This is a genomic window from Inquilinus sp. OTU3971, from assembly GCF_038440215.1.
Genome location: NZ_JASATH010000113.1, coordinates 1 through 25,922, shown reverse-complemented (window position 1 = coordinate 25,922; position 25,922 = coordinate 1). Strand labels below are relative to the sequence as shown.

The 25,922-nt window shown below is 70.3% G+C and carries 26 protein-coding genes; 12 read left to right on the top strand and 14 right to left on the bottom strand.

Annotated features, from left to right (window positions below; genetic code table 11):
* Positions 1-107 precede the first annotated feature (107 nt).
* The 4 genes from AAHM41_RS25025 (at position 108) to AAHM41_RS25010 (ending at position 4,038) form a co-directional block, all read left to right on the top strand.
* The gene (locus AAHM41_RS25025) at positions 108-266 is read left to right on the top strand and encodes a YqaE/Pmp3 family membrane protein (RefSeq protein WP_342239315.1); all 159 of its coding nucleotides are present in this window, start codon (positions 108-110) and stop codon (positions 264-266) included.
* A gap of 76 nt (positions 267-342) precedes the next feature.
* A complete protein-coding gene (locus tag AAHM41_RS25020; protein WP_342239314.1) occupies positions 343-2,313 on the top strand; it encodes a S9 family peptidase in 1,971 nt (656 codons plus the stop codon).
* Positions 2,314-2,378: 65 nt separating this feature from the next.
* Positions 2,379-3,179 (top strand): class I SAM-dependent methyltransferase, encoded by an 801-nt coding sequence (locus AAHM41_RS25015; RefSeq protein WP_342239313.1) that lies wholly within the window; start codon positions 2,379-2,381, stop codon positions 3,177-3,179.
* Positions 3,180-3,213: 34 nt separating this feature from the next.
* The gene (locus AAHM41_RS25010) at positions 3,214-4,038 is read left to right on the top strand and encodes a class I SAM-dependent methyltransferase (RefSeq protein ID WP_342239312.1); all 825 of its coding nucleotides are present in this window, start codon (positions 3,214-3,216) and stop codon (positions 4,036-4,038) included.
* On the opposite strand, the gene lpxK is transcribed toward AAHM41_RS25010, so the two are convergent.
* The 7 genes from lpxK to AAHM41_RS24975 form a co-directional block, all read right to left on the bottom strand.
* Positions 4,035-5,045, bottom strand: coding sequence for a tetraacyldisaccharide 4'-kinase (lpxK, locus tag AAHM41_RS25005; RefSeq protein ID WP_342239311.1), 1,011 nt, complete (start codon positions 5,043-5,045; stop codon positions 4,035-4,037). The two genes, AAHM41_RS25010 and lpxK, sit on opposite strands and share 4 nt — an antisense overlap.
* A gap of 121 nt (positions 5,046-5,166) precedes the next feature.
* Positions 5,167-6,438: a 3-deoxy-D-manno-octulosonic acid transferase gene (locus tag AAHM41_RS25000; protein WP_342239310.1), complete on the bottom strand. Its 1,272-nt coding sequence runs from the start codon at positions 6,436-6,438 to the stop codon at positions 5,167-5,169.
* Between the two features lie 16 nt (positions 6,439-6,454).
* Positions 6,455-7,459 (bottom strand): glycosyltransferase family 4 protein, encoded by a 1,005-nt coding sequence (locus AAHM41_RS24995; RefSeq protein WP_342239309.1) that lies wholly within the window; start codon positions 7,457-7,459, stop codon positions 6,455-6,457.
* A gap of 57 nt (positions 7,460-7,516) precedes the next feature.
* Positions 7,517-8,317: a UDP-2,3-diacylglucosamine diphosphatase gene (locus tag AAHM41_RS24990; RefSeq protein WP_342239308.1), complete on the bottom strand. Its 801-nt coding sequence runs from the start codon at positions 8,315-8,317 to the stop codon at positions 7,517-7,519.
* 267 nt (positions 8,318-8,584) lie between these two features.
* The gene (locus AAHM41_RS24985) at positions 8,585-10,093 is read right to left on the bottom strand and encodes a calcium-binding protein (RefSeq protein ID WP_342239307.1); all 1,509 of its coding nucleotides are present in this window, start codon (positions 10,091-10,093) and stop codon (positions 8,585-8,587) included.
* Between the two features lie 344 nt (positions 10,094-10,437).
* Entirely contained in the window at positions 10,438-11,913 is a 1,476-nt protein-coding gene (locus AAHM41_RS24980) for a calcium-binding protein (RefSeq protein ID WP_342239306.1), read from the bottom strand.
* Between the two features lie 274 nt (positions 11,914-12,187).
* Entirely contained in the window at positions 12,188-13,534 is a 1,347-nt protein-coding gene (locus tag AAHM41_RS24975; RefSeq protein ID WP_342239305.1) for a TldD/PmbA family protein, read from the bottom strand.
* Positions 13,535-13,694: 160 nt separating this feature from the next.
* Between AAHM41_RS24975 and mepA the strand changes: the two genes are divergently transcribed.
* A complete protein-coding gene (gene mepA, locus AAHM41_RS24970) occupies positions 13,695-14,552 on the top strand; it encodes a penicillin-insensitive murein endopeptidase (RefSeq protein ID WP_342239304.1) in 858 nt (285 codons plus the stop codon).
* Positions 14,553-14,601: 49 nt separating this feature from the next.
* Here the strand turns inward: mepA and AAHM41_RS24965 are convergent, their stop codons facing one another.
* The 4 genes from AAHM41_RS24965 to AAHM41_RS24950 form a co-directional block, all read right to left on the bottom strand.
* On the bottom strand, positions 14,602-15,174 hold the full coding sequence (locus AAHM41_RS24965) for a DUF1993 domain-containing protein (protein WP_342239303.1): 573 nt from the start codon (positions 15,172-15,174) through the stop codon (positions 14,602-14,604).
* A 34-nt stretch (positions 15,175-15,208) separates the two neighbouring features.
* Positions 15,209-15,802 carry a HutD/Ves family protein gene (locus tag AAHM41_RS24960; RefSeq protein ID WP_342239302.1) on the bottom strand — a complete coding sequence of 198 codons (594 nt, stop codon included), beginning with the start codon at positions 15,800-15,802 and terminating at the stop codon, positions 15,209-15,211.
* 86 nt (positions 15,803-15,888) lie between these two features.
* Positions 15,889-16,128, bottom strand: coding sequence for a hypothetical protein (locus tag AAHM41_RS24955; RefSeq protein ID WP_342239301.1), 240 nt, complete (start codon positions 16,126-16,128; stop codon positions 15,889-15,891).
* Between the two features lie 11 nt (positions 16,129-16,139).
* Positions 16,140-16,871 carry a 2OG-Fe(II) oxygenase gene (locus AAHM41_RS24950; RefSeq protein ID WP_342239300.1) on the bottom strand — a complete coding sequence of 244 codons (732 nt, stop codon included), beginning with the start codon at positions 16,869-16,871 and terminating at the stop codon, positions 16,140-16,142.
* 67 nt (positions 16,872-16,938) lie between these two features.
* Here AAHM41_RS24950 and AAHM41_RS24945 point away from each other — a divergent pair, with 67 nt between their 5' ends.
* Positions 16,939-17,343 carry a hypothetical protein gene (locus AAHM41_RS24945; RefSeq protein WP_342239299.1) on the top strand — a complete coding sequence of 135 codons (405 nt, stop codon included), beginning with the start codon at positions 16,939-16,941 and terminating at the stop codon, positions 17,341-17,343.
* A gap of 2 nt (positions 17,344-17,345) precedes the next feature.
* Here AAHM41_RS24945 and AAHM41_RS24940 read toward each other — a convergent pair whose 3' ends face one another.
* Positions 17,346-18,152, bottom strand: coding sequence for a helix-turn-helix transcriptional regulator (locus AAHM41_RS24940; RefSeq protein WP_342239298.1), 807 nt, complete (start codon positions 18,150-18,152; stop codon positions 17,346-17,348).
* A 106-nt stretch (positions 18,153-18,258) separates the two neighbouring features.
* On the opposite strand from AAHM41_RS24940, the gene AAHM41_RS24935 reads away from it, so the two are divergent.
* The 4 genes from AAHM41_RS24935 to AAHM41_RS24920 all read left to right on the top strand — a co-directional run bounded on the left by AAHM41_RS24935 (position 18,259) and on the right by AAHM41_RS24920 (position 23,339).
* Positions 18,259-19,719 (top strand): MFS transporter, encoded by a 1,461-nt coding sequence (locus tag AAHM41_RS24935; protein WP_342239297.1) that lies wholly within the window; start codon positions 18,259-18,261, stop codon positions 19,717-19,719.
* Between the two features lie 86 nt (positions 19,720-19,805).
* Positions 19,806-20,414 (top strand): 3-isopropylmalate dehydratase small subunit, encoded by a 609-nt coding sequence (gene leuD / locus AAHM41_RS24930; protein WP_342239316.1) that lies wholly within the window; start codon positions 19,806-19,808, stop codon positions 20,412-20,414.
* A gap of 57 nt (positions 20,415-20,471) precedes the next feature.
* On the top strand, positions 20,472-21,587 hold the full coding sequence (gene leuB, locus AAHM41_RS24925; RefSeq protein WP_342239296.1) for a 3-isopropylmalate dehydrogenase: 1,116 nt from the start codon (positions 20,472-20,474) through the stop codon (positions 21,585-21,587).
* Between the two features lie 369 nt (positions 21,588-21,956).
* Entirely contained in the window at positions 21,957-23,339 is a 1,383-nt protein-coding gene (locus AAHM41_RS24920; RefSeq protein ID WP_342239295.1) for an OmpP1/FadL family transporter, read from the top strand.
* Positions 23,340-23,402: 63 nt separating this feature from the next.
* Here the strand turns inward: AAHM41_RS24920 and AAHM41_RS24915 are convergent, their stop codons facing one another.
* Positions 23,403-23,735 (bottom strand): DUF962 domain-containing protein, encoded by a 333-nt coding sequence (locus tag AAHM41_RS24915; protein ID WP_342239294.1) that lies wholly within the window; start codon positions 23,733-23,735, stop codon positions 23,403-23,405.
* Between the two features lie 146 nt (positions 23,736-23,881).
* On the opposite strand from AAHM41_RS24915, the gene AAHM41_RS24910 reads away from it, so the two are divergent.
* A complete protein-coding gene (locus AAHM41_RS24910; protein WP_342239293.1) occupies positions 23,882-24,910 on the top strand; it encodes an aspartate-semialdehyde dehydrogenase in 1,029 nt (342 codons plus the stop codon).
* A gap of 226 nt (positions 24,911-25,136) precedes the next feature.
* On the top strand, positions 25,137-25,349 hold the full coding sequence (locus AAHM41_RS24905; protein WP_342239292.1) for a hypothetical protein: 213 nt from the start codon (positions 25,137-25,139) through the stop codon (positions 25,347-25,349).
* Here AAHM41_RS24905 and AAHM41_RS24900 read toward each other — a convergent pair.
* A partial coding sequence (locus AAHM41_RS24900) for an adenylate/guanylate cyclase domain-containing protein (protein ID WP_342239291.1) occupies positions 25,330-25,922 on the bottom strand: 593 nt, incomplete at its 5' end. The genes AAHM41_RS24905 and AAHM41_RS24900 overlap by 20 nt on opposite strands.

Sequence of the window (25,922 nt, the reverse complement as noted above, 5' to 3'; positions counted from 1 at the left end):
CCCCCCCCCCGCCGGGGGGGGCCCGGCGGGGGCGGGGCGCCCCCCCCCCCCCCCCCCCGCGCCCGTTCCCTGCCCGCATCTGCCAGCCTGCACCCTGAAGGACGCGCATGGACCTGATCCGGATCATCATCGCCATCCTGCTGCCGCCGCTGGGGGTGTTCCTCCAGGTCGGATTCGGCAAGCATTTCTGGCTCAACATCCTGCTGACGCTGCTCGGCTACATCCCCGGCATCGTCCATGCGGTCTGGGTGATCGCGAAGAAGTAAAGGTGCGGCGCGGCCGGCACTGGAAACCGGTCGGCCGATCGGACAGGCTGGCGGTCCCATGGATCGGAGGACAGCGATGACCGGCATCAGGACCGCCCCCTACGGCTTCTGGAGGTCGCCGATCACCTCCGACCTGATCGTGGCGCAGTCGATCGGCCTGTCCGAGGTGCGGCTGGACGGCGATTCGATCTGGTGGCTGGAAGGCCGGCCGCAGGAGGGCGGGCGCAGCGTGCTGATGCGGCGCGCGCCGGGCGGCTCGGTCGCCGAGGTCAGCCCGCCTGCGGTCAATGTCCGCACCCGGGTGCATGAGTATGGCGGCGGCGCCTGGACCGTCGCCGACGGCACCATCATCTTCGCCAACGACCGGCCGGGCCCCGCCGGCGCGCCGCCGGACCGCCGGCTGTACCGCCAGGCGCCGGGCGCCGCGCCCGTCCCGGTCACCGCCGCCACGGGCGAGGCCGGAGAGGAGTGGCGCTTCGCCGACGGGCTGGTCGATTCGCGCCGGCGCCTCTGGATCGGCGTCGGCGAGCGCCACCAGCCAGGGCAGGCCCATCCGGACAACATGATCGTCGCCGTGCCGCTGGAGGACGAGGGCGCCGGCAACATCCGCATCCTGGCGCAGGGCCACGACTTCTTCGCCTCGCCGCGGCTGTCGCCGGACGGCAGCCGGCTGGCCTTCCTGGCCTGGGACCATCCGCATATGCCGTGGGTCGAGACCACGCTCCATGTCGCCGATCTGGCGGCCGACGGCGCGCCGGCCGGGGCACCGCAGGCGCTGGCCGGCGGGTCGGGCGAATCGGTGTTCCAGCCGGAATGGTCGCCGGACGGGCAATGGCTGGTCTTCGCCGGCGACCGCTCCGGCTGGTGGAACCTGTATCGCTGCGACGGACGCGGCGGCCCGGCCGTGCCGGTGCTGACGCTGGCGGCGGAGTTCGGCCAGCCGCAATGGGTGTTCGGCCTGTCGACCTACGCCTTCTCCGGCCCCGGGCGGCTCTTGTGCAGCTATATCGAGGGCGGCCTGGGCAAGCTGGCCCTGGTCGAGCTGATGACCGGCGCCCTGACGCCGATCGACCTGCCCTACACCGACATCAGCTCGGTCCGCGCCAATGAGCATGTGGCGGTGTTCCGCGCCGGGTCGCCGCGCGACCCCGCCCAGATCGTCCGGCTCGACCTCGCCACCTTGCGCTGGGAGGTGCTGAAGCGGTCGACCGAGATCGGCGAGGACCCGGCGCTGAACGGCTTCTTCGCACCGGCGCAGCCGGTCGAGTTCCCGACCGCGGGCGGCCGCACCGCCCATGGCCTGTACTATCCGCCGACCAGCCCGGACCACGCGGCGCCGGCGGGCGACGTGCCGCCGCTGGTGGTGAAGATCCATGGCGGCCCGACCTCGGCGGCGTCCTCGACGCTCAATCTCGGCATCCAGTACTGGACCAGCCGCGGCATCGCCGTGCTCGACGTCAACTATGGCGGCAGCACCGGCTATGGCCGGGCCTATCGCGACCGGCTGAACCTGGCCTGGGGCGTGGTCGATGTCGAGGATGCGGTCGCCGGTGCCAAATACCTGGCGGCGCAGGGCCTGGCCGATGCCGCCCGTTCGGTGATCACCGGCGGCAGCGCCGGCGGCTATACCGCGCTGGCGGCGCTGGCCTTCGACGATTATTTCGCCGGCGGCGCCAGCCATTTCGGGGTCAGCGACGCGGCGGCGCTGGCGCGCGACACGCACAAGTTCGAGTCGCGCTATCTCGACTGGCTGATCGGGCCGTATCCGGCGGAGGCCGAGCGCTACCGCGAGCGGTCGCCGCTGTTCCACGCCGACAAGCTGTCGAAGCCGGTGATCTTCTTCCAGGGCGACGAGGACGAGGTGGTGCCGCCGAACCAGACCGAGGCGATGGTCGACGCGCTGCGCGCCAAGGGCCAGCCGGTCGGCTATGTCCTGTTCGCAGGCGAGCAGCACGGCTTCCGCAAGGCCGCCAACATCCAGCGCGCGCTGGACGGCGAGCTGGCCTTTTATGCCGTGGAGATCTTCAAGACCGGGCTGGCGTTCTGAGGGGCACGCGGAGCGCACAGCGGTTGCTGCCGAGGCAGCAACCGCCATCGGAGACAGCTCAGATCATGCCGCCGCCGAGACTTGCCAGGGAAGCGGGGCGCCGGGCCTTCGGGGCCGACCCGGCCAACTATCACAGCGCCCGGCCCGACTATCCGGACTGGGTGTATCGGACGCTCCGGTCCCGCTGCGCCCTTGGTCCTGGAACTGCCACCTTCGAGATCGGTGCCGGGACGGGCAAGGCGACCCGCCGGCTGCTGGAGTCCGGCGCCGATCCGCTGGTCGCCGTCGAGCCGGACCCCCGCCTCGCCGAGTTCCTGCGGACGGCCCATCCGGACCCGGCCCTGACGGTGCTGGTCTCCGCGTTCGAGGACGCGGCGCTGGAGGAGGCGGCCTTCGACCTCGGCGTCAGCGGCACCGCCTTCCATTGGCTCGACGAGGAGGCCGCCCTGGCCAGGATTGCGCGCCTGCTTCGCCCCGGCGGCTGGTGGGCGGCGTTCTGGAACGTGTTCGGTGACGACAGCCGGCCCGACCCGTTCCATCTCGCCACCCTGGACCTGCTGCAGGGCCCGTCCACTCCCTCGGCCGGCGAGCGCGGCATCCCGTTCGGCCTGGACACCGAGGCCCGCCTGGCAGCGCTGACGCGGACCGGCGCCTTCGACATCGTCGATACGGCGACGAGCGCATGGTCCCTGGAGCTGGACGAGGACCAGATTGCAGCGCTCTACGCGACCTATTCGACCGTCAGCCTGCGCCCCGATCGCGACTCCGTGCTGGCCGGGCTGCGCCGCATCGCGCGCGAAACGTTCGGCGGCCGGGTCGTCCGCAACATGACGACCAGCCTGTATATCGCCCGCCGGGCGGCATGATGGTCCATGCCGCCCGGCCATCAGCGGAGGTCCCATGCATCGTCCCGGGCGCATCGCCACCAGCCCCTCGGCGCGCAGGGCCGTCGCCTCGGCCTTCGCCGATGCCGATGTCGCCCGCTGCTACGCGGCCCGGCCGCCCTATGCGCCGGCGCTGTATGAGTTTCTGCTCGGACAGGTCGCGGGGCGCGGCCGGGCGCTGGATCTGGGCTGTGGGCCGGGCAAGGTCGCCATCGTCCTGGCCGATCACTTCGCCGAGGTGGTGGCGCTCGACCCCTCCGCGGCGATGATCGAGGCCGGCCGGGCGGCGGATGCCGGCCGGCACGACGGCATCGCCTGGATCTGCGACACGGCCGAGGCCTACGAGACGGATCGCAGCTTCGACCTGGTCACGGCCGGCACCTCGATCCACTGGCTCGACCACGAATCGGTGTTCCCGAAGCTGGCGGGCTGGACCGGGACCTTGGCCGTGATCGGCGGCGACGAGCCGGCCGCCGCCCCCTGCGGCGACAAGGCCTGGACGGCGTTCCTGACGCGCTGGCTCGCCCGGGTCGGCGGCCGCTACGATCCGGCGGGTGCCGCGGCGGAGGCCGGGCGCCACGAGGCCTGGATGGACATCGCCGGCCGGAAGTCCTTTCCGTTCACGGTCCGGCAGAGCCTCGACGCGTTCATCCGCGGCCAGCATTCGCGCGCGACCTGGAGCCGCGCCGTGATGGGCGAGGCCCCGGCCGCCGAATTCGACCGCGAGCTCGAGGCGCTGATGCGGCCCTTCGCGACCGACGGGCAGTTGGCGCTCGACATGGTCTCGACCCTGACCTGGGGCGCGCCGCGCCGGACGCCGCACGGGAAGACAGGGGGCTAACGGAGCACCCCCCGCACCACCGGCTCCAGCACCGCGTCGACCGCGGCGGGATCGTCCCACACCAGGTCGACGCGCAGGGTCTCGACCATCGACCGGGCCTCGGGCGGCAGGCGGACCAGGTCCTTCTCCGTCGTCACCGGCACGGCCCCGCGCTCCTGCGCCGTCTCGACCAGGCGCATCACCTCGTCCGGCGTGTAGGCGTGGTGGTCGGAAAAGGGGACGGCGCCGACGATCTCCGCCCCCAGCTCCGCCAGGGTGGCGAAGAATTTCTCCGGCCGGCCGATGCCGGCGAAGGCCAGGACCTTGCGGCCGCGCTGCCGGGCCGCATCCTCGGGCGACGGGACCAGCCGGGCGCCCAGCGCCGGCAGGCCGAGCCGGCCCGGCAGGCCGTGGCGGGCGGCGAGGGCGGCGATGCCGGCCCGGTCCGGGCCCATCACCACCAGCGCGTCGGCCCGGGCGAGGCCGTCCGCCGGCCGTTCGCGCAACGGGCCGGCGGGCAGGATCCGGCCGTTGCCGAAACCGCTGCCGCCATCGACCACCAGGAGGGACAGGTCCTTGGCCAGGCTCGGATTCTGGAAGCCGTCATCCATCAGGATCAGCTGCGCCCCGGCGGCCGCGGCGGCGCGGGCCCCGGCCGGGCGGTCGCGCGAGATCCAGGCGGGGGCGGCCCGGGCCAGCAGCAGCGGCTCGTCGCCGACTTCGGCCGCTTTGTGGCGATCGGGGTCGACCCGCACCGGGCCGGCCAGCGAGCCGCCATGGCCGCGGCTGAGGGTGTGGACGGCGATCCCGATCTCGGCCAGGCGGCGGGCGAGGGCCAGCACCACCGGGGTCTTGCCGGCGCCGCCCGCCACCAGATTGCCGACGCAGATGACCGGCACCGGCGCCCGCTGCGGCGTGACGACGGCCCGGCGCAGGCGCGAGGCGAGGTCGTAGAGCGCGCCGGCCGGGGCCAGCAGCCGGGCCGCCGGCGTCGCCTCCGGGCGATACCAGAAGCCGGGGGTCTTCATCGGGGTCTGGCCCTCGCCGCCTCGATGGCTGGAGTCTTCCTAGTCCCCCCTCCCCTCGCGGGAGGGGGGTAGGGGGAGGGGGGACTCCAAGAGCAATCGCCGGTCGGTGGGGCAGCCGCCCTCATGCCAGAATCGGCGTGATCAGCGGCTCCAGCGTCGCCATCACGGTGGAGACCACGCCGCGGTTGCGCTGGGCCACGGCGCCGGCGGCGCGGGCCATGCGGCGGCGCTCCACCGGGTCGTCCAGCAGCCGGTTGACCGCCGCGGTCAGGGCCGCGGCATCGGCCACCGGCATGGCGCCGCGGGCCTGGCTCAGCTGGGCGGTGATGTCCGGGAAGTTGGTCATATGCGGGCCGTAGACCAAGGCGGCGCCGAGCTGCGCCGCCTCGATCGGGTTGTGGCCGCCGAACGGCACCAGCGAGCCGCCGATGAAGGCGACCGGGCAGACCCGAAGCCAGATCCCCATCTCGCCGATGGTGTCGGCGACCAGCATATCGGTGTCGGTCCAGGGCAGCTTCGCCTGGCTGCGGCGCAGCACGCGCAGGCCGGCCGCCTGGGCCAAGCCGGCGATCTCCTCGCCGCGGTCGGGGTGGCGCGGCGCCAGCACGGTCAAGAGGCCGGGGCGCTTCGCCGCCAGCGCCTTGTGCGCCTGGATGATCTGCTCCTCCTCCCCCGCATGGGTGCTGGAGGCCAGCCAGACCGGGCGGCGGCCGATCGCCGCGCGCATCGCCGCCAGCGCCTCGAGCTCGGCATCCGGCGGGTCGGACGAGAATTTCAGGTTGCCGACCTGGCCGACGCCGCGGGCGCCGAGGGCGCGGAAGTTGCGGGCCGAGCGCTCGTCCCAGGGCAGGATCACCCGGAAGATGCCGACCAGCCGTCGGATCAGCCGCGGCAGCCGGCGCCAGCGCCGGAACGACCGCTCCGACATCCGGGCGTTGACCAGGGCGATCGGCAGGCCGCGCTTCTCGGTCTCCATCAGCATGTTCGGCCAGATCTCGGATTCGACCCAGATCGCCAGGTTCGGCTTCCAATGGTCGAGGAAGCGGCGGACATAGGCCATGCGGTCGAGCGGCGCGAACTGGTGCATCGCCCGGTCCGGCAGCCGCTCGGCGATCAGCCGGGCCGAGGTGACGGTGCCGGTGGTGACCAGGATGGAGAGGCGCGGGTCGCGCTCCAGCAGGCGGCGCACCAGAACCTGCACCGACAGCACCTCGCCGACGCTGGCGGCGTGGACCCAGATCAGCGGGCCCGCGGGGCGGGGAATGCTGGCATGGCCCAGCCGCTCGCCGCGGCGGGCGGGGTCCTCGCGGCCGGCGGCGGTGCGGCGGGCCAGCAGCAGGGGCACGAAGGGGCCGGCGGCGTCGGTCAGGCCGCGATACAGCGCATAGATCATCCGGTCGGGGTCAGGGTCATCGGAAGGGGTGCAGATGAGTCAGGAACTGATCTGTACATGCCTCCCAGGAATAGCGCAGCGCAAAACTGCGGCAATCCTCCGATGGCACCTTCAGCGCCTCGCGGATGGCGCGGCCGAGATCTTCGTCCAGCCGGCCCACCGGGGCGTTGCCGATGACGTCGGCCGGGCCCTGCACCGGATAGGCGGCGACCGGCACGCCGCAGGCCAGCGCCTCCAGCATCACCAGGCCGAAGGTGTCGGTGCGCGACGGGAAGACGAAGACGTCGGCGCCGGCATAGGCGTCGACCAGCGCCTGCCCCTGCTTGGCGCCGGTGAAGGTGACGTCCGGGTACCGGGCCTGGAAGGCGGGCAGGGACGGGCCGCCGCCGACCACCACCTTCTCGCCGTCCAAAGGCAGCGACAGGAAGGCGTCGAGGTTCTTCTCCACCGCCACCCGGCCGACATAGAGGTGGCGCGGCCGCTCGTGTTTCAGCCCCGGGCCGGGCCGTTGCGCCGGGCGGAAGCGCTCGGTGTCGACGCCGCGGCTCCAGCGCGCCAGGCGGCGGAAGCCGCGGCTGCTCAGATTGCGCTCCAGCGTGTCGGTCGCCACCATCACGGCGCTGGCGGCACGGTGGAAATGCCGCAGCAGCGCGTAGGTCGAGGCCAGCGGCATGCCGGTGCGCAGCTGGACATATTCCGGGAACTGGGTGTGGAAGGAGGTGGTGAAGCTGAGCCGCCGGCGGATGCAGTAGCGCCGCGCCGCCCAGCCCAGCGGGCCTTCGGTCGAGATGTGGATGGCGTCCGGGTCGAATTCGTCGATCAGCCGGGCCATGCGCCGGCTCTGGCCGATCGCCAGGCGGATCTCGGGATAGGTCGGGCAGGGGATCGAGGCGAAGCGGTCCGGGCCGATCACCTCGACCGTATGGCCGCGGCGGCGCAGCTCGTCGCGGGTCGATTCGATGGTGCGCACCACCCCGTTGACCTGGGGCAGCCAGGCGTCGCTGATATTCAGGATGCGCATCAGCCGACTGCCGGCTCCGTCACTGCCATGCCCACGGAGACTATACCCGATCTCGGCTCAAGCGGCGCGCTGCGGTTCGAGGGCCGGCTGCGGCGCCATTGCGTCGCGGGCCGCCGCGATGTCCGCCCAGTGCAGGATCTCCAGCCGGCCGTCCTCATGCTCCACCAGCGCGGTGCAGCTCTCCACCCAGTCGCCGTCGTTGACATAGGTCATGCCCTGCATGTCCTTCAGCTCGGCGGTGTGGATGTGGCCGCAGATCACGCCGTCCACGCCGCGCCGCCTGGCTTCCTCGACCAGCGCGAGCTCGAACCGGCCGACGAATTCGACCGCGCGCTTCGCCCGCTGCTTCATATAGGCCGAGAGCGACCAGTAGGAGAAGCCGAGACGGCGGCGCACCAGGTTGAGGGCGGTGTTGGTGTGCAGCAGCAGCTCATAGGCCTTGTCGCCGATATGGGCCAGCCATTTGGCGTAGCGCACCACGACGTCGAACTGGTCGCCGTGGATCACCAGGAAGCGGCGGCCGTCCGCGGTGACATGGACGCAGTCATCGGCGACGTCGACATCGCCGAAGCTCTGGCCGACGAACTGCCGGGCGGCCTCGTCGTGGTTGCCGGGGATGTACAGCACGCGGGTGCCCTTGCGGGCCTTGCGCAGCAGCTTCTGGATCACGTCGTTGTGCGGCTGCGGCCAGTACCAGCTCTTCTTCAGCCGCCAGCCGTCGACGATGTCGCCGACCAGGTACAGCGTGTCGGAATCGGTGTGCTTCAGGAAGTCGAGGAGGAGGTTGGCATTGCAGGCCCGGGTGCCGAGATGGACGTCCGAGATCCAGATGGTGCGATAGCGCGTCACCTGATCCATAGGTGTCGGTCCTTCGGCAGTCGTATACCGTCCGTATAACCGAGACGGATTCGGCAAACAACATATTGATGTCGTCTACGATCTCGCAGGTGCAAAAATTAATAAAACGGTCACGAGTGCTTCCGGTCCGCCGATCTGGTGGCGGCAGTTCGGGCACTGTTGGCGCAGAATGTGAATCTTTTCTGAGGCGGAGCGATCGTATCCGGGCGATGGGGTCCCGCCCTCCCCCGGTTGCGGACGGGGGAGGGCGGGCGCGGCGGCTGCGCTTTACAGCACGAAATCCGCCGCGGTCAGGGCATGGTCGGAATAGACGGTGATGATCGCATCCTCGATGTTATTGCCGGTGGTCTCGAGATAGACGCCGTAGCGGTTGGCGGCGAAGGCGAGCACCCGGATCTGGCCGGCGGCGGTGAAGGCGCCGGTGCCGAAGCTGAAGGCGGTGTCGCCGGGGCCGGCGCCATTGGCGTCGATCGCCGACAGGTCGATCCTGTCGCCGGCGGTGAAGTCGGTGATCGTGTCCCGGCCGGCGGCCGCGACGGTGCTGTCGCCGGTTCCGACATAACGGAAGGTGTCGTTGCCGGCGCCGCCCTTCAGCGTGTCGGCGCCGACGCCCCCGGTGAGCACGTCGTTACCGGCCATGCCCCACAGGGTGTTGGCGCCGGTGTTGCCGGTCAGCGTGTCGGCGAAGCCCGAGCCCAGGACCTGCTCGATGCCGCTGAAGGTGTCGCCCGCGGCGTCGCCGCCGGACACGGCGCCGGTGGCCAGGTTCACCGACACCCCGGCGGCGGAGCTGGCGTAGATCGCCGTGTCGATGCCGTTGCCGCCGGCGAGGCTGTCGGCCCCGGCGCCGCCTTCGAGGACGTCGTTGTCGTCGCCGCCGTCGAGCTGGTCGCCGCCGCCGCCGCCGGTGATACTGTCATTGCCGGCACCGCCGAAGGCGCTGTCGTTGTCGGCCCCGGCATCCATCGAGTCGTTGCCGGCTTCGCCGGACAGGTTGTCGGCCCCATCGCCGCCGACCAGCCGGTCGGCGCCGTCCCTGCCGTTCAGGACGTCGTCACCGGCCTCGCCCGACAGCACGTCGTCGCCGCCGCGGCCGTCCAGGAGGTCGGCACCACCCTCGCCGCCGAGGATGTTGCGGTCGGCGTTGCCGGACATGGTGTCGCCGAAGCTGGAGCCGTAGAGGTTCTCGATGCTGTTCAGCGTGTCGCCCGCGGCGTCGCCGCTGAAGAGCAGGTTGCTCTCGATGTCGACGAACACCTCGGCACTCGAGCCCTGGTAGTTGGCGAAGTCCGAGCCGTTGCCGCCGTTGAGCGTGTCGCCGCCGGCGCCGCCACGGAGCGTGTCGTTGCCGTCGCCGCCGCTGATGGCGTCAGCGCCGTCGAAGCCCATCAGCAGATCAGCCTGGGTCGACCCGGTGATGCTGTCGTCGCCGGAGAAGATGATGGCCAGCGCCGCCATCTCGCCGCCGGGGGTGAGGAAGCCCGCGGCGACATCCGCCAGCGCCGTGCTCATGCCGGCGATCGAGAAGATCGGCGTGATCGCCGGCTTGCCGTAGGTCAGGCTGTTGACGGTGCCGTCGAAGGTGTTCGGGAAGACGAACGACATCCCGACCCCGGTGAGCGACAGCAGCCCGGTGTCGTTGAAGAAGAAGGTGCCGGTAACCGGCGTGATCACCGGAAAGCCGGCAATGCCCGAAGAGGCGATCTGCGACAGCGTGCCGAACTGGATGCCGGCGCCGTTCAGCCCTGTGCCGTTGAGCACGGAGAAAACCGCCATGGGAAACCTCGCCCACCTCTTCGCGGTCCGATCATGTGAAAGCACGACGCTTGCGGTCGTTTGGATCGAGACCGGCTAAAGATTGGGCAAAATCTTCGGCGATTCGAGAAGCTTCCGACGCCTCAGCAAAGAACGCAAGGAAGCGGCGAAGCTGGCAGCACTAAATTTCTGCGAAGTTTTCCGAAAATGGCGCAAAGGCGGTCAACGGCCCGAACGATCGTTTCGGTCGGCCGCGCGATGCGAAGGTGACGTGCTCGGCGCCGCTCCGGGACGACGCTCCCAGCGTGGCGGCGGGGATCCCGCCCTCCCCGGTTGCGGTGGAGGGAGGGCGGGACCGCCAGCCGCTACAGCACGAAGTCCGCCGCGGTCAGGACGTGGTCGGAATAGACCGTGATGAGCGCGTCCTCGACATTGTTGCCGCTGGTCTCGAGATAGACGCCGTAGCGGTTGTTGGCGAAGGCCAGCACCCGGATCTGGCCGGCCCCGGTGAAGGCGCCGACGCCGAAGGTGAAGGCGGCGTCGCCGGGGCCGGCGCCATTGGCGTCGATCGCCGCCAGGTCGATCTTGTCGCCGGTGGTGAAGTCGACAACCGTGTCCTTGCCGGCCGTCGCGACCGTGCTGTCGCCGACCGCGACATAGGTGAAGCTGTCGTTGCCGGCGCCGCCCTTCAAGACATCGGCGCCGGCGCCGCCAATCAGGATGTCGTCGCCGCCGAGACCCCACAGCGTGTTGGCATTGGCGTCGCCGGTGATCGAGTCGTTGTGGGACGAGCCCATCACCTGTTCGACGCCGGTCATGGTGTCGCCGACCGCGTCGCCGCCGGTGGAGACGCCGCCCAGCACCACGACCACCGCGGCGGCCGCGCTGGCATAGCTCACCGTATCGATGCCGGCGCCGCCATCCATCTGATCGGCGCCGCCATTCCCTTCCAGGATGTCATTGCCGTCGCCGCCATTGAGGATGTCGTCGCCGGCGCCGCCGAACAGGTTGTCATTACCGTCATCGCCATAGGCCTGGTCGTTGTCGGCGCCGGCGTCGATCGAATCGTTGCCGGCATCGCCGTGCAGGACGTCGGCCCCGGCGCCGCCGACCACGCGGTCGTTGCCATCGTTACCGTCAATCACGTCGGCACCGGCCTCGCCGGCGAGCGAGTCGTCGCCGCCATTGCCCTTGATCAGGTCGTCGCCATTCTCGCCGCCGATGATGTTGCGGACGTCAGAGCCGGACAGGGTGTCGCCGAAGCTGGAGCCGTAGATGTTCTCGATGTTGGTCAGCACGTCGCCGGTGGCGTGGCCGCCGAAATACAGGCTGTTCTTCAGGTCGACGAAGACACCGCTGTCCGAGCCCTGGTAGTTGGCGAAGTCCGACCCGTTGCCGCCGTCGAGGGTGTCGCCGCCGGCGTCACCCCTCAGGGTGTCATTGCCGTCATAGCCTTTGAGGCTGTCGGCCTGGGTGGAGCCGAAGACCCGGTCGTCGCCGGAGAAGATGGCGGTGAGAAAGGCGTTCTCGTCGCCGCCGTTGATCAGCCCGGCCAGGGTCGCCAGCGGGACGTTCATGCCGGAGATCGAGAAGATCGGCGTGCCCACCGGCTTGGCGTAGGTCATGCTGTGGACGGTGCCGGCGAGGGTGGCCGGCGGGTTGAAGCTCAGGTCGATGCCGGTGACGTCCAGCCTGCCGCCGCCGACGAACATGACGAAGCCGCTGGTCCCGGACATGCTCGGATTGCCCGCGGTGCCAGGGGATGCGATCTGCGAGAGCGTGCCGAATTGAATGCCGTTGCCGTCGATGCCGGTGCCGTTGAGCACGGTGAAAACAGCCATGGAAATACCTCCTATAATGCGCCCGATCATCCGATATTGCAGGCCGTTGGGGCCGCTTTGGATCGAGATTGATTAAACATTAGGACAAATTTTATATAACTCAAAAATGTTTCGGCCGGCCGGCAGAGAACGCAAGAAAATACCAAATTATTAGAATTAAATTGCCGGCCCGCTTTCCGAAATATCATTTTATGCCGTAAAGGCCTCCGGCGCGACTTTTCTGTTTCGAATCGAAACGATATGGCGTGGTCCCGGCCAGGCGAGGCGGGTGGTCCTATCGCCCGGCCACGGTCATGCCGTCGATCCGCACCGTCGGCGCGTCCATGCCGTAGCGCAGCACCAGGTCGTTGGCCGGCACCAGGGCGCGGTACATGTCCTTCAGGTTGCCGGCGATGGTGACCTCGTTGACCGGATAGGCGAGGCGGCCGCGTTCGATCCAGAAGCCGTGCGCGCCGCGGCTGTAGTCGCCGGTGACGCCGTTGACCGACGACCCCATCAGCCCGGTGACGTAGAGGCCGTCCTGGATGTCGGCCATCAGCTCCGTCGGGGTGGCGCTGCCGGGGGCGAGGTACAGGTTGGCCGGCGAGGCGCCGGGCGGGCCGCTGGTGCCGCGCACGGCATGGCCGGTCGGGGCCAGGCCGAGCTGCCGGGCCGAGCGTAGGTCGAGCAGCCAGGTGGTCAGGCGGCCGTCCTCGATCAGGGCGCGGCGGCTGCTGGCCACGCCCTCGCTGTCGCAGGGGCGCGAGCGCAGGCCGCGGCGGATATGCGGGTCGTCGATCACCTCGATGCCCGGGGCGAACACCGCCTCGTCCATCTTCTCCTTCAGGAAGCTGGTGCCGCGGGCGATGGCGGCGCCGTTGATGGCGCCGACCAGATGGCCCAGCAGGCTGCGCGAGACGCGCGGATCGAACACCACCGGCACCCGCGCGGTCGACGCCTTGCGCGCCCCCAGCCGGGCCACGGCGCGCTCGCCGGCGCTGCGGCCGACCGCCTCGGCCGCCTGCAGATCCTCGGCATGGACGGCGCTGGTGTGGTCGTAGTCGGTCTCCATCCCGGTGCCTTCGCCGGCGATGGCGGAGACCGAGATGCTGCTGCCGGTCGAGCCGGTGACGCGGGCAAAGCCGTTGCTGGCCACCATCGCCGCCATGCTGCGGCCGAAGCCGGCGCTGGCGCCTTCGGAATTGGTCACGCCCGCGACCGCCAGCGCCGCTTCCTCGGCCGCGCGGGCGCGCTCCGCCAGGGTCTCGGTCGAAGGCTCGGTCGGGTCGACCAGGTCGAGATCGGGCAGCGTGGTCGCCAGCTCGGACGGGTCGGCGAGGCCGCAATAGGGGTCCTCCGGCACCACCTTGGCCATGGCGACGGCGCGCTCGACGATCTCGTCCAGCGCCGCCTGGCGGCGGTCGGAGGAGGAGACGATCGCCATGCGCCTGCCGATGAAGACGCGCAGGCCCAGATCGCCGCTCTCGGAGCGCTCGACATGCTCGAGCTGGCCGAGCCGGTGGCTGATCGAGATCGAGGTGCTGTCGAACAGCACCGCGTCGGCGGCGTCGGCGCCGGCCCGCCTGGCCTTGTCGATCAGGCCGGACAGCAGGTCGAGGGTCGCGTCATGGGCAGAGGGCATCGTCCGGTCCATCGGTTCCAGGCCATCCGTCATGTAGCGACGCCGCACCCGCCGCCGCAAGGTGTTAGGGGCAGGTGGTCGCAGCAGCGTGTGCGCCGGGGCTTCATCTCCGCCGCCGGCGGGGGCATCCTGGCAGGCGAGTCGGGGCATGGAGGGTGGTGTGATCGGGACACGGATCGGGGCGGCGCTGGCCGCCGCCTGGATGCTGGCCGCGGCGCCGGCCGGGGCGGCCGGGGAGGATCCTGCCTGGGCCCAGGTGCGGCTGGGCACCCAGGGGCCGCCGCAGGTGATCGGCACCTATTCCAACGGCTGCATCGCCGGCGCGGTGCAGCTGCCGCCGGAGGGCCCCGGCTACCAGATCATCCGGCTCAGCCGCAACCGCAACTGGGGCCATCCGACCCTGGTGGCGACGCTGGAGGATCTCGGCCGCCGGGCCCAGGCCGCCGGGCTGCCGCCGATCCTGATCGCCGATATGGGCCAGCCGCGCGGCGGGCCGATCACCGACCATGCGGCGCATGAGAACGGGCTGGACGCCGACATCTGGCTCCGGCTCGACCTGCCGCTGCTGGCGCGCGACCAGCGCGAGACGCTGAAGCCGGAATACATCACCGGGGCCTGGACCGATTACATCCCGCGCGGCGCGCTGTCGCCGCAGCAGGCGCAGCTGATCCGCCTGGCGGCGACCGAGCCGCGGGTCGAGCGCATCTTCATCCACCCGGCGATCAAGCGCGAGCTGTGCGCGATGAACTGGGACGACCGGTCCTGGCTGAGCCGGGTGCGGCCCTGGACCGGCCATAACGAGCATCTGCACATCCGCATCGGCTGCCCGGCCGGCAGCCCGGAATGCCGCGAGCAGGACCCGGCGCCGCCCGGCGACGGCTGCGGTGCCGACCTGATGTCCTGGTTCCCGATGCGGCAGCCGCGGCCGTCGAAATCGACCAAGCCCTATGTCCCGCCGCCGTTGCCGGCCGCCTGCCACGCGGTGCTGAACGCGCCGCCGGTGGTCGCGGGGCAATAGCGGGCGTCGGCCGGTCGTCGCCGCTTCTCACCTCTGCACCGACCGGTCCCTACGGCAGGCTCGCATAGACCGCCGGCCCCTCGAAATCCTGCTTGCCCAGCGCGACGCCGGCGTGGCGCAGGATGGCGTAGGCCATGGCGATGTGGAAATGCAGGTTCGGCAGGGCGTAGTGCAGCAGGAAGGGCAGACCGGCGAAACGGCGGGTGCGGCCGCCCATGGTGACGTCGATCCCCCGCGCCTCCGACCCGTCGATCTGCTCCGGCCGCAGCGCCTCGATACAGGAGATGGCGGCGTCGAGCCGGGTGGCCAGCTCGGCAAAGCTCGACGCGGTATCGAGGAAGCGGTGCTGGATGCCGCGGTTGAACACGGCGAAATCCTCCGCCTCCGGGTCGGGCAGCGCCAGGCCGGCCAGGCGGGACGCGGCGCCGCGGGCGCCGTCGGCGGCGATCTGCACCTGGCGGTGCAGCGGGAACATGTCGGGGGCCAGGCGGGCCTCCAGCAGGGTCGCGGGGTTGAAGCCCGCGCGGACGGCATGCGCCTCCGCCTTCCTCAGGATGCCGCCGCAATTGGTCAGCATGCGGACGAACACGGGCACCGAGGCCTGATACATCGAGATGGTCATGGGCCCTCCCTCGACGGCGGCCGGGTCTGTCGGTCTAGCGCGGCCTGAGCGCCACGGCGTAGACTAGGCTGTCGGCCTCGGCGCCGCGGAGATGCGGGGCGCGGTCGTCCTCGTCGGTGATCACCGCAGTCTCGCCCTCGGTCACGGCGAGATGCCGGCCGATGTCGATCACGGCAGTACCGCGCAGCACATGGAACAGCCAGACCGGCGCCGGCTCCAGCACCGCATCGGCGTCGTCCAGCGCCGCCACCCGGTAATCGATCTGCAGCGACCGGTCGGCGATGACGTTGAGGTCGCGCACCGGCCCGGCGATCAGCTTGCAACTGGTGGCGGCCTCGCCGTCGAAGTCGAAGGGCTGGTAGGGCCGGTCGATGCGGACCGTGCGTGGGGGGGCGCCGGGCTTCGCGATGGTCAGCTCCATGCCCTGGCCGGACAGCAGCATGATGGTGCGGCAGCAGCCGGGAAAGGTGGAGAAGGGACCGTCCGACTCGACCTCGGCCAGGCTCAGCCGCCAGCGGAATCCGGCCGGGCTGTCGGCCGGCTCGAACGCGATCTCGGCCGTCCTCCCGCCGCCATTGCGCCAGGGCATCAGGCGGTGCTGGGCGGGCGGGATGATGCGGTTGGGCATGGACGGCGCGACCTCGGGCAGCGGGGACCGAAAATCATACCATAGGATGAGCCGCGTCCATCAGGGATCGCATAATGCCGCCGGCGTCATTTGCCGTCATGGGCGCAGCTGTCGGGCCGGGGCCTGGGGCCGCGGCGGTCGGGCGGCACCTTGCAGTTGTCGACCCGCTGCTCGTCGCTGGCCTTGTCGGCCAGGCGTTCCTTGCCGGTCTTGTCGGGGCCGGTCTTCACCGGCGTACCCGTGGGGGCGGCCGCGCCCTGGGCCAGGGCACCGGCGGCGCCCAGGGCCAGCGCCAGGCCCATGATGGCGCCGCGGAGGAGGATCATTTGCCCCTCCCTCACTTGGCGTCGTGGAAGATGATGCCGAGCGTGTGCCGCTGGCCGCTGTGCAGCCGGCTGACGCCGTGGCGGAGATTGACCCGGTAGTCGCCGCGGGTGCCGGCGACCGGGCGGTGATGCACGGCGAAGGCGACGCCGTCGCCCTGGCGCAGCGGCACCACCTCCGGCCGCGACTGCATGCGCGGCCGCTGCTCGGTCAGCACGAACTCGCCGCCGGTGAAGTCGCGGCCGGGCTCGGACAGCAGGATCGCGACCTGCAGCGGGAAGGCCAGGTCACCATACAGGTCCTGGTGCAGACAGTTGAAGTCGCCCGGATCGTATTGCAGCAGCAGCGGCGTCGGCCGGGTCTGGCCGGCGGCGTGGCAGGCCTTCAGGAAGGCCTCGTGCCGCTCCGGATAGCGGGTGGCGATGCCCATGCGCGCGTTCCAGCCATTGGCCACCGGCGCCAGCCGGGGATACAGGGCGGCGCGCAGCTCGGCGATCGGGTCGGGCAGCGGATAGGCGAAGTACTTGTACTCGCCGCGGCCGAAGCCGTGCGGGGCCATCACCACCCGGCTGCGGAACGGCTTGTCCTCCGGATAGAGCGTGGCGACGGCGCGGCATTCCTCCGGCGTCAGCAGCGCCGGCAGCACCGCCGCGCCGTGCTGGTCCAGCTCCGCCGCCGTGGCGTCCCAGTCGATGCCGGACACGCGGTCGAGGGTGTCGTCAGGGCGAAGGGCGGTGCGGGGCATCGGTCGGCTCCTTGTCGCTGTCGTGACAGCAAGGTGGCGCGTCCGGTTCCGGCGGGCACTCCGGCTCTTGCGGTCAAATTGCGGCAGGACCCGTGCCTTCGAGCAGCGCGCCGCGGCCCCGGCCTCGGTGCAGGCCGACAACTCCGGCTTCTACAGCAAGCGCGCCGACCGCAGCGCGGTGGTGACCGGCGCCGGCGATCCGGTCGCCGACGTCGCCACCGGCGCCAAGTCGCTGGAGTCGGTGCCGGAGGGCGAGCTGCCGAAGGTGCTGCAGGGCAAGTCGGCGGCCGAGCGGCAGGCCTATGTCGAGCAGCAGCGGGCCGAGCGCGCGGCGCTGACGGCGCAGATGGCCGGGCTGGTCGGCCAGCGCGACGCCTATATCGCCGCCGAGCAGGCCAGGCAGGGGGACGCGGCCTCGACCGACAGCTTCGACCGGGCCGTGGAGGAAACGCTGCAGATCCAGCTGCAGTAGGGCTACCCCCGCGGCACCGGGGTGTAGGTCACCATCCGCAGATCCGGCGCGCCCTCGACGGTGAAGGTGGCGTGGGCGAATTCGAGCAGGCCCAGCGTGTCGTGCCGGATCCGCTTGATGCCCTCGCTGCGCTCCGCCACGTCCTGGCCGGGCCACCAGCGGCGGAACTCCGGGCTGGCCGCCTGCAGCGCCTCGACCAGCGCGGCGAAGGCGGGGTCGCCGCCGGCGCGGCCGTGGTCCAGGCGGAACTTGGCGAGGACGCGGCGGGCGGCGTCCTCCCAGCCCGGGATCATCCGGCGCCAGCGCGGCTCGGTGAAGATCAGCCACAGGCTGTTGCGCTGGTCCGGCGGGATCAGCGCGTAGTCGCCGAACAGCGCGGTGTTGGCCGCGTTCCAGGCGACGATGTCCCAGCGCGCGGTCTTGATGTAGGCGGGGTTCGGCAGGCTGTCCAACAGCGCCTGCAGGATCGGCGAGACCGTCGGCAGGCCGGGAGCCGCATGCGGCGGCGGGCGATGTTGCGCCAGGGCGTAGAGGTGCTGCCGCTCGGCCGGGTCCAGCTGCAGCGCCCGGCACACCCGCTCGAGGAAATCGGCCGAGACCTGGATGGCGCGGCCCTGCTCGAACCAGGTGTACCAAGTGACCCCGACCCCGGCGAGCTGCGCCACCTCCTCGCGCCGCAGCCCCGGCGTGCGGCGGCGGGACCCCGTCGGCAACCCGACCTCGTCCGGACTGGTCCGGGCCCGGCGGTCGCGCACGAAGTCGGACAAAGCGCGGCGGTCATCGGTGCGCTGCAGGCTGGTGACGGCCATAGGCTGTTGCTTCTACTAATAGGATAAGAACTTATCTTTTCCTATTATAGGCCATCCCCCAGTCTCTGTCGCGGGCGGGCTGCCGGTCCGCCGATGGAGATCCCGCATGACCGATGTGACCTATCCCGCCGCGGCCGAGCGCCCGGCGATCCCGGCGCGACTCTGGCTCGGCCTGGCCGTGATGCTGCTCGGGCCGTTCATGACCGTGATGGATGTGATGATCGTCAATGTGGCGATCCCGAGCATCCGGCTGGGGCTCGGCGCCAGCTATGCCGAGGCCGAGCTGGTGGTGGCCGGCTACAGCCTGGCCTATGCGGTGGCGCTGATCACCGGCGGGCGGCTGGGCGACCTGCGCGGACGGCGGCGGATGTTCGTCGCCGGGCTGCTCGCATTCACCCTGACCTCGGCCCTGTGCGGCCTGGCACCGACGGCCGGGACACTGATCCTGGCCCGGCTGCTGCAGGGCGTCGCGGCGGCGATGCTGTTCCCGCAGGTGTTCGCGCTGATCCGCGTCACCTTCCCCGAGCCGCAGGCCTGCGCCAAGGCCTTCGCCGCGCTCGGCGTGGTGCTGGGCCTGGCCGCGGTGGCCGGGCAGGTGCTGGGCGGCATCCTGGTCGCGGCCGACCTGTGGGGCTTGAGCTGGCGGCCGATCTTCCTGCTCAACATCCCGATCGGCCTGCTGGCCGCGCTGGCGGCGCCGCGGCTGATCCCGGCGGATGTGGTGCGGCCGGGGCAGCGGCTGGACCTCGCCGGCGTGGCCTTGAGCGCACTCGGCCTCGGCCTGCTGCTGTATCCGCTGGTCGAGGGGCGCGAGGCCGGCTGGCCGGGCTGGTCGCTGGCGATGCTCGCCGCCGCGGTGCCGGTGCTGGCAGGGTTCGCCCTGCACCAGCACGTCCGGTCGCGTCGCGGGGCCTTCCCGCTGCTGCAGACCGCCCTGTTCCGCGACCGCGCCTTCGCCGTCGGGGTGCTGCTGGCGCTGGTGTTCTATTCGACCCTGAACTCGGTCTATCTCGCCTATGCCTTCCTGGCGCAGCTCGGGCTCGGCCGCTCGGCGCTGGCGGCGGGGCTGGTGTTCTCCCCGGCCGCCATGTCCTTCATGGTCGCCTCGATCGCCGCCGGCCGGGTCGCCCCCGACCACCGCCGCGCGGTGCTGATGGCCGGGGCCGCGATCGCGGCGTTGGGCGAGTTCGTCGCCGCCGCCACCGCGCTGGTGGGGGCACCGCTGCAGGCGGAGGCGCTGATCCCGGCGCTGCTGCTGCTCGGGACCGGCCAGGGGCTGCTGATGACGCCGCTGCTCAACACCGTGCTCGGCGGCATCCGCGACGGCGACATCGGCTCTGCCTCGGGCATGCTCAGCACCATGCAGCAGGTCGGCGGCGCCTTCGGCGTGGCCGTGGCCGGGATCCTGTTTGCCGCGGTGCTGGACGGCGCCCGCGCGGCGGGGCTGGGTGAGGCCGCGGCCTATGCCCGCGCCTTCGCCGCCGCCGCCGGCTATGGCGGGCTGGCGACGCTGGTCACGCTCGGCCTGCTGTTCGCCCTGCCGAAAATTGCACCGCGGGGAGGGTGACGATTCCGCGCTTTGGGCCGGCGGCCGGCTGTGGCATGACTTTCTGGCTGACTTTCCCCATTGGCCCTTTGAGCACAGCCGCCGCCATGCAGCCCTTCACCACGCTCACCGCCGTCGCAGCGCCGCTGCCGATCGTCAATGTCGACACCGACATGATCATCCCGAAACAGTTCCTGAAGACGATCAAGCGCACCGGCCTCGCCGCCGGCCTGTTCTACGAGCTGCGCACCGACGAGCAGGGCAATCCGAAGGATTTCGTGCTCGACCGGCCGGCCTATCAGAAGGCGCAGATCCTGGTCGCCGGCGACAATTTCGGCTGCGGCTCGTCGCGCGAGCATGCGCCCTGGGCGCTCTTGGATTTCGGCATCCGCTGCGTCATCGCGCCCAGCTTCGCCGACATCTTCTACAACAACTGCTTCAAGAACGGCATCCTGCCGATCGCCCTGCCGCAGGAGCAGGTCGAGCTGCTGATGAAGGACGCCGAGAACGGCGCCAACTCGACCATGACGATCGATCTGGAAAAGCAGGAGATCACCCGGCCGGACGGCCAGACCCTCCGCTTCGACCTCGACCCGTTCCGCAAGCACTGCCTGATCAACGGCCTCGACGATATCGGCCTGACGCTGCAGCAGACCGACGAGATCGACAGCTTCGAGGCCAAGCGGAAGTCGGCGCAGCCCTGGCTGGCCGCCTGAGTCGCCGGGCTTCCCACTCCGTTCCCTTCCTCCAACCCCGCTGAAGGTCGTTTCCCCATGGCTGCCAACAAGAAGCTCCTCGTCCTGGCCGGTGACGGCATCGGCCCGGAGGTGATGGGCGAGGTCAAGCGCGCCGCCGAGTGGCTGGGCAGCCACCGCGCCGTCGGCTTCGACATCGACGAGCAGCTGGTCGGCGGCTGCTCGATCGACGCCAACGGCGTGCCGGTCACCGACGCCACCATGGAGAAGGCTCTGAACGTCGACGCCGTGCTGCTCGGCGCGGTCGGCGGGCCGAAATGGGACGGCGTCGACTTCTCGATCCGGCCGGAAGCCGGCCTGCTGCGCCTGCGCAAGGACCTGGAGCTGTTCGCCAATCTCCGCCCGGCGCTGGTCTACCCGGCCCTGGCCGATGCCTCGACCCTGAAGCGCGAGGTGGTCGAGGGCCTCGACATCCTGATCGTGCGCGAGCTGACCGGCGGCGTCTATTTCGGCGAGCCGCGCGGCATCACCGATATCGGCAATGGCGAGCGTCGCGGCATCAACACCCAGGTCTACACGACGTCGGAGATCCGCCGCGTCGCCGCCGTGGCCTTCGAGCTGGCGCGCAAGCGCGGCAACCGGCTGTGCTCGGTCGAGAAGATGAACGTCATGGAATCGGGCCGGCTGTGGCGCGAGGAGGTGACGAAGCTGCACCAGGAGCAGTATTCGGACGTCCAGCTCAGCCACATGCTGGCCGACAACTGCGCCATGCAGCTGGTGCGCAACCCGAAGCAGTTCGACGTCATCGTCACCGACAACCTGTTCGGCGACATGCTGTCGGACGAGGCGGCGATGCTGACCGGCTCGCTCGGCATGCTGCCCTCGGCCTCGCTCGGCGCGCCTGACGCCACCGGCCGCCGCCGCGCGCTGTACGAGCCGGTGCACGGCTCGGCGCCGGACATCGCCGGCCAGGGCAAGGCCAACCCGATCGCCACGCTGCTCAGCTTCGGCATGATGCTGCGCTACAGCTTCGACCTCGGCGCCGAGGCCGACCTGATCGAGGGCGCGGTGTCGGACGTGCTCGACCGCGGCATCCGCACCGCCGACATCGCCGGCACCGGCGCCACCCAGGTGGTCTCGACCGGCGACATGGGCACGGCGATCCTGGAAGCTATGGCCGCACGGTCCCGTTAAAGGCCGCTGTCGCGGCTTTTGTTTGCGTCGCTGGTGCCGATCCTTCCCAGTAATTTGTGCAGTGCGAAAGGGCGGGGCCGTTGGTCTCGCCCTTTTTGTCTGGCATTTCGGCAGTCCCCACACATAGCCGAATCAATTTTACGCGATTCGCGCCGGTTGCCGCTGCGGATAGTTCCGACTGTTCTTCCCGGCGGCACTTTTTGCGGCCGGTTGACGTAGCGTCCGGCTGGGTTCTGCCGCTTTGAAGGTATTCAATCTCATCGAGACCTTGAACAGTGCTTGACGGCGCCGCCGACTTTGGCGTGACGTAACTGTTACAAGCGCAACATTGCGCGACAGATCGGTCACGGCCGGGGGGGACATGCCGAGATGAAGCAGGGGATTTCGCGTCTGGCGTTGGGGGTGGCGGCGATGTCCGCCGGGGCAGGGCTCGGGGCCGGATCGGCGAATGCGGCCGGCTTCTACATCCAGGAGCAGAGCGTGACCGGCCTCGGCCGCGCCTTCGCCGGCTCCGTTGCCGCGGCCGACGACGCCAGCACCATCTATTTCAACCCGGCCGGCATGGGCTTCCTGAAGCAGGGCGAGGCGCAGTTCGGCGGCAGCCTGCTGATCCCGGACTCCAAGCTGACCGACGACGGCTCGACCATCGACTACCCGGCCCTGCGCACACCGGCCGGCGTGTTCAACCCGGGGCCGCGTGCCATCTCCGGCGAGAGCCGGAGCAACAACCCCTACGACCCGACCCTGGTGCCGCATGGCTATGTCGCCCTGCCGGTGCCGTCGACCGACAACCGCCTGTGGTTCGGCATCGGCCTGGGCGCCCCCTTCGGGCTGGAGAGCCAGTACAACAGCAACTGGTTCGGCCGCTACGACGCCACCAAGACCGAGCTGCAGGTCTACAACTTCTCGCCGACCGTGGCCTATCGGGTGAACGACTGGCTGTCGATCGGCGGCGGCATCGACATCTCCTATGCCTGGGCCAAGCTGGAGAGCAAGGTGCCGAACCCGGTCGGGGCGCTGCTGCCGGCCTTCTCCGGTGACGGCGACCTGACGATCAAGGGCGACAGCTGGGCCGTCGGCTACAACATCGGCGCCATCGTGCAGCCGGTCGAAGGCACCCGGGTCGGCGTCCATTTCCGCTCCGGCATGGACCACATGCTGGACGGCAAGGCCAAGCTCGACGGCATCGATTTCCCGCCGCTGCCGGGGCTTCCGGCGACCGCGGATTTCGCCACCGGCGGCCGCGCCAAGCTGAACCTGCCGCCGATCCTCAGTTTCGGTATCCGCCAGGAGATCACGCCGCAGATCGCGCTGCTGGGCGGCGTCACCTGGTACGGCTGGTCGTCGTTCAAGGAGATCCGGGTCAAGCGCAGCGACGGCGGCGACGACCTGGTGAACGAGCAGCGCTACCAGGACACGGTCGGGTTCTCGCTCGGCGGCGAATACTACTGGAACGACGACCTGACCCTGCGCGCCGGCTTCCAGTTCGACCCGACGCCGACCAAGGCCGGCTACCGCTCCAGCCGCACCCCGGACGGCGACCGCTACTGGCTGTCGGCCGGCCTCAGCTACGACGTCATGGAGAACATGTCGGTCGACTTCGCCTACACCCACATCTTCATCGACGGCCGCAAGATGGACGCCGAGCGCGACTTCTATACCGGCACGCCGCTGGAGACGCAGGTCGACTACGACGCCAAGAACGACGGCAGCGTCGACATCGTGGCCTTAGGGCTGCGGTACCGGTTCTGAGAGGCCGTTCCGTCCCCACACTGTCGCCCGGCAATGACATTGGGGTGGGCCGGGATCGCAGCCTTACGGCTGCACCCCCGCCCGCCGCAGTTCGTCCCCCAGTCGGCCAGCGACCCACAGCCCGTACATGCGGAAGTCGCTGTAGAGCGACCACAGCGGGTGGGTGAAGGTGGCCGGGCGGTTGTGCTCGATGAAGAAATGGCCGATCCAGGCGAAGAGGTAGCCCGCGACCAGCGCCGCCAGGAGCCACCACCAGCTGCCGGTGACGATCAGCAGCAGCAGGCACAGCAGCGCCAGGCTGGTGCCGGTGAAATGCAGCGCCCGGGTCCACGGCCGCGCGTGCTCGCGCAGGTAATAGGGCCAGAAGGCGGAATAGCTCGGCAGCCTCTCGGCCATCTCCGGTCCTCCCTTGTCCAGCGGCCAGCCGTCCCCTGGCGGCATGATCGCCGCGCGCTATTCGCATGGCTGTGTCCTTGCGCGCGGATCGGCATACATTCTACCGAGTGCATCCCTTTCAGCAATCGAACAGCCGGATTACGGATATGGGCTATCGGGTCGCGGTCATCGGAGCCACCGGCAATGTCGGTCGCGAGATGCTTTCCATCCTCGCCGAGCGGAAGTTCCCGGTCGATGAGGTCGTTGCGCTGGCGTCGGAGCGCTCGGTCGGGCGCCAGGTCTCCTTCGGCGAAGACGACATCCTCGACGTGCAGGACCTCGCCAAGTTCGACTTCAAGGGCATCGACATCGTGCTGTCCTCGCCGGGTGCCAAGGTCTCGGCTGTGCACAGCCCGCGCGCGGCCAAGGCCGGGGCGGTGGTGATCGACAACACCTCGCATTTCCGGATGGACCCGGACGTGCCGCTGGTGGTGCCCGAGGTCAACCCGCAGGCGATCGCCCAGTTCAGCCGCAAGGGCATCATCGCCAACCCGAACTGCTCCACCATCCAGATGGTGATGGCGCTGCGGCCGCTGCACGAGCTGGCCAAGATCCGTCGCGTCGTGGTCTCGACCTACCAGTCGGTCTCCGGCGGCGGCAAGGAGGCGATGGACGAGCTGTTCAACCAGACCCGCGCCGTCTATGTGAACGACCCGATCGTGAAGGAGAAGTTCACCAAGCAGATCGCCTTCAACGTCATCCCGCACATCGACAGCTTCATGGACGACGGTTCGACGAAGGAGGAGTGGAAGATGATGGTCGAGACCAAGAAGATCCTCGACCCCGCGATCAAGGTCGTCGCCCATTGCGTGCGGGTGCCGGTCTTCATCGGCCATTCCGAGATGGTGAACATCGAGTGCGAGAACCCGATCACGGCCGGCGAGGCGCGGGCCGCGCTGAAGCGGGCGCCGGGCATCGCCGTGGTCGACCACCGCGCCGACGAGGGCTACGTCACCCCGGTCGAATGCGCCGGCGAGGACCAAGTCTTCGTCAGCCGCATCCGTGAGGATTCCACGGTCGAGAACGGCCTGTCGTTCTGGGTGGTCGCCGACAATCTGCGCAAGGGCGCCGCGCTGAACGCCGTCCAGATCGCCGAAGTCCTGGTCAAGGACGGCCATCTGCGCAAGGCGGCGTGACAATCTCAGCAGAGTAGGTTGGGTTCGCCGCAGGCGAACCCAACACGCGTCTCCCCTGGGATGTAGGGTTCGCGGTCGCGAACCCAACCGGATGCGGCAGGGAGCCTTTGCTTTTCTGTCGCCGAACTTTCCTAATCGATTTTGGTTCGATGTCCGATTCGATGTAGACAATTTTATCTAATCTTCATAGATAGGGATGGTGTCCCCCCTATTTGCCGAACCGAGCATGAGCCGCCTGACCGCCCATGAGCTCGAGCTTTCCGCCCGGGTGCTGCTGCGCCGGCACGGTCCGGACGCGCCGGCGGAGGCACGGCGGGAGGCGGCGGCGTCCTGCCTCCCCGGCGGTGAAAGCCACTGGGTGTTGACCTGGCTGGTGATCGCCGAGCTCTGCGAGGAACTGCTGGCCGCGGCCGGCCAGGTCACGCATCCGGCAGGGTGAAGACGGCGCAGGGTGCCGCGATGCCGCGCAGCGCGTGCTCGCCCAGCGGCACCAGCGGTGCCGCGGTCTCGGCGGCGACCGCGCCGGAGATCAGCACCGCCCGGCCGAGCGGCCGGCACAGCCCCTCCAGCCGGCTGACCAGGTTGACCGCCGGGCCGATGGCGGTGAAGTCCAGCCGGTCGGCGGCGCCGATATTGCCCCACATCATCTCGCCCAGATGCAGCGCCGCGCCGAACGGCAGCGGCGGCAGCCCCCGGGTTTGCCGCGTGGCGTCGAGATGGGCCATGCCGGCGCGGGCGGCGGCGACCGCGCGCAGCGCCGCCTCGCAAGCCTCGCGGGCCTCGTAGGCCCCCTGGGCCTCGGCCGGGGGGCCGGTGACCGGGAAGATCGCCAGCAGCCCGTCGCCCATGAACTTCAGCACCTCGCCGCCGAAGGCGTGCACCGCCCCGGCGATGCGGTCGAACCAGGCGTCGAGCGTGGCGATCACCTCGGCGGGCGCCGTCGCCTCGGACAGGGCGGTGAAGTCACGCAGATCGGCGCAGAGCAGGGCGGCGCGGATAGTCTCGCCGCCGC

What these genes read in the sequence shown, in the direction of transcription:
- AAHM41_RS25025 (WP_342239315.1), top strand. Translation starts at nt 108, where the DNA reads ATGGACCTGATCCGGATCATCATCGCCATCCTGCTGCCGCCGCTGGGG.
- AAHM41_RS25020 (WP_342239314.1), top strand. Translation starts at nt 343, where the DNA reads ATGACCGGCATCAGGACCGCCCCCTACGGCTTCTGGAGGTCGCCGATC.
- AAHM41_RS25015 (WP_342239313.1), top strand. Translation starts at nt 2,379, where the DNA reads ATGCCGCCGCCGAGACTTGCCAGGGAAGCGGGGCGCCGGGCCTTCGGG.
- AAHM41_RS25010 (WP_342239312.1), top strand. Translation starts at nt 3,214, where the DNA reads ATGCATCGTCCCGGGCGCATCGCCACCAGCCCCTCGGCGCGCAGGGCC.
- lpxK (WP_342239311.1), bottom strand. Translation starts at nt 5,045, where the DNA reads ATGAAGACCCCCGGCTTCTGGTATCGCCCGGAGGCGACGCCGGCGGCC.
- AAHM41_RS25000 (WP_342239310.1), bottom strand. Translation starts at nt 6,438, where the DNA reads ATGATCTATGCGCTGTATCGCGGCCTGACCGACGCCGCCGGCCCCTTC.
- AAHM41_RS24995 (WP_342239309.1), bottom strand. Translation starts at nt 7,459, where the DNA reads ATGCGCATCCTGAATATCAGCGACGCCTGGCTGCCCCAGGTCAACGGG.
- AAHM41_RS24990 (WP_342239308.1), bottom strand. Translation starts at nt 8,317, where the DNA reads ATGGATCAGGTGACGCGCTATCGCACCATCTGGATCTCGGACGTCCAT.
- AAHM41_RS24985 (WP_342239307.1), bottom strand. Translation starts at nt 10,093, where the DNA reads ATGGCGGTTTTCTCCGTGCTCAACGGCACAGGGCTGAACGGCGCCGGC.
- AAHM41_RS24980 (WP_342239306.1), bottom strand. Translation starts at nt 11,913, where the DNA reads ATGGCTGTTTTCACCGTGCTCAACGGCACCGGCATCGACGGCAACGGC.
- AAHM41_RS24975 (WP_342239305.1), bottom strand. Translation starts at nt 13,534, where the DNA reads ATGCCCTCTGCCCATGACGCGACCCTCGACCTGCTGTCCGGCCTGATC.
- AAHM41_RS24965 (WP_342239303.1), bottom strand. Translation starts at nt 15,174, where the DNA reads ATGACCATCTCGATGTATCAGGCCTCGGTGCCCGTGTTCGTCCGCATG.
- AAHM41_RS24960 (WP_342239302.1), bottom strand. Translation starts at nt 15,802, where the DNA reads ATGCCCAACCGCATCATCCCGCCCGCCCAGCACCGCCTGATGCCCTGG.
- AAHM41_RS24955 (WP_342239301.1), bottom strand. Translation starts at nt 16,128, where the DNA reads ATGATCCTCCTCCGCGGCGCCATCATGGGCCTGGCGCTGGCCCTGGGC.
- AAHM41_RS24950 (WP_342239300.1), bottom strand. Translation starts at nt 16,871, where the DNA reads ATGCCCCGCACCGCCCTTCGCCCTGACGACACCCTCGACCGCGTGTCC.
- AAHM41_RS24940 (WP_342239298.1), bottom strand. Translation starts at nt 18,152, where the DNA reads ATGGCCGTCACCAGCCTGCAGCGCACCGATGACCGCCGCGCTTTGTCC.
- AAHM41_RS24935 (WP_342239297.1), top strand. Translation starts at nt 18,259, where the DNA reads ATGACCGATGTGACCTATCCCGCCGCGGCCGAGCGCCCGGCGATCCCG.
- leuD (WP_342239316.1), top strand. Translation starts at nt 19,806, where the DNA reads ATGCAGCCCTTCACCACGCTCACCGCCGTCGCAGCGCCGCTGCCGATC.
- leuB (WP_342239296.1), top strand. Translation starts at nt 20,472, where the DNA reads ATGGCTGCCAACAAGAAGCTCCTCGTCCTGGCCGGTGACGGCATCGGC.
- AAHM41_RS24920 (WP_342239295.1), top strand. Translation starts at nt 21,957, where the DNA reads ATGAAGCAGGGGATTTCGCGTCTGGCGTTGGGGGTGGCGGCGATGTCC.
- AAHM41_RS24915 (WP_342239294.1), bottom strand. Translation starts at nt 23,735, where the DNA reads ATGGCCGAGAGGCTGCCGAGCTATTCCGCCTTCTGGCCCTATTACCTG.
- AAHM41_RS24910 (WP_342239293.1), top strand. Translation starts at nt 23,882, where the DNA reads ATGGGCTATCGGGTCGCGGTCATCGGAGCCACCGGCAATGTCGGTCGC.
- AAHM41_RS24905 (WP_342239292.1), top strand. Translation starts at nt 25,137, where the DNA reads ATGAGCCGCCTGACCGCCCATGAGCTCGAGCTTTCCGCCCGGGTGCTG.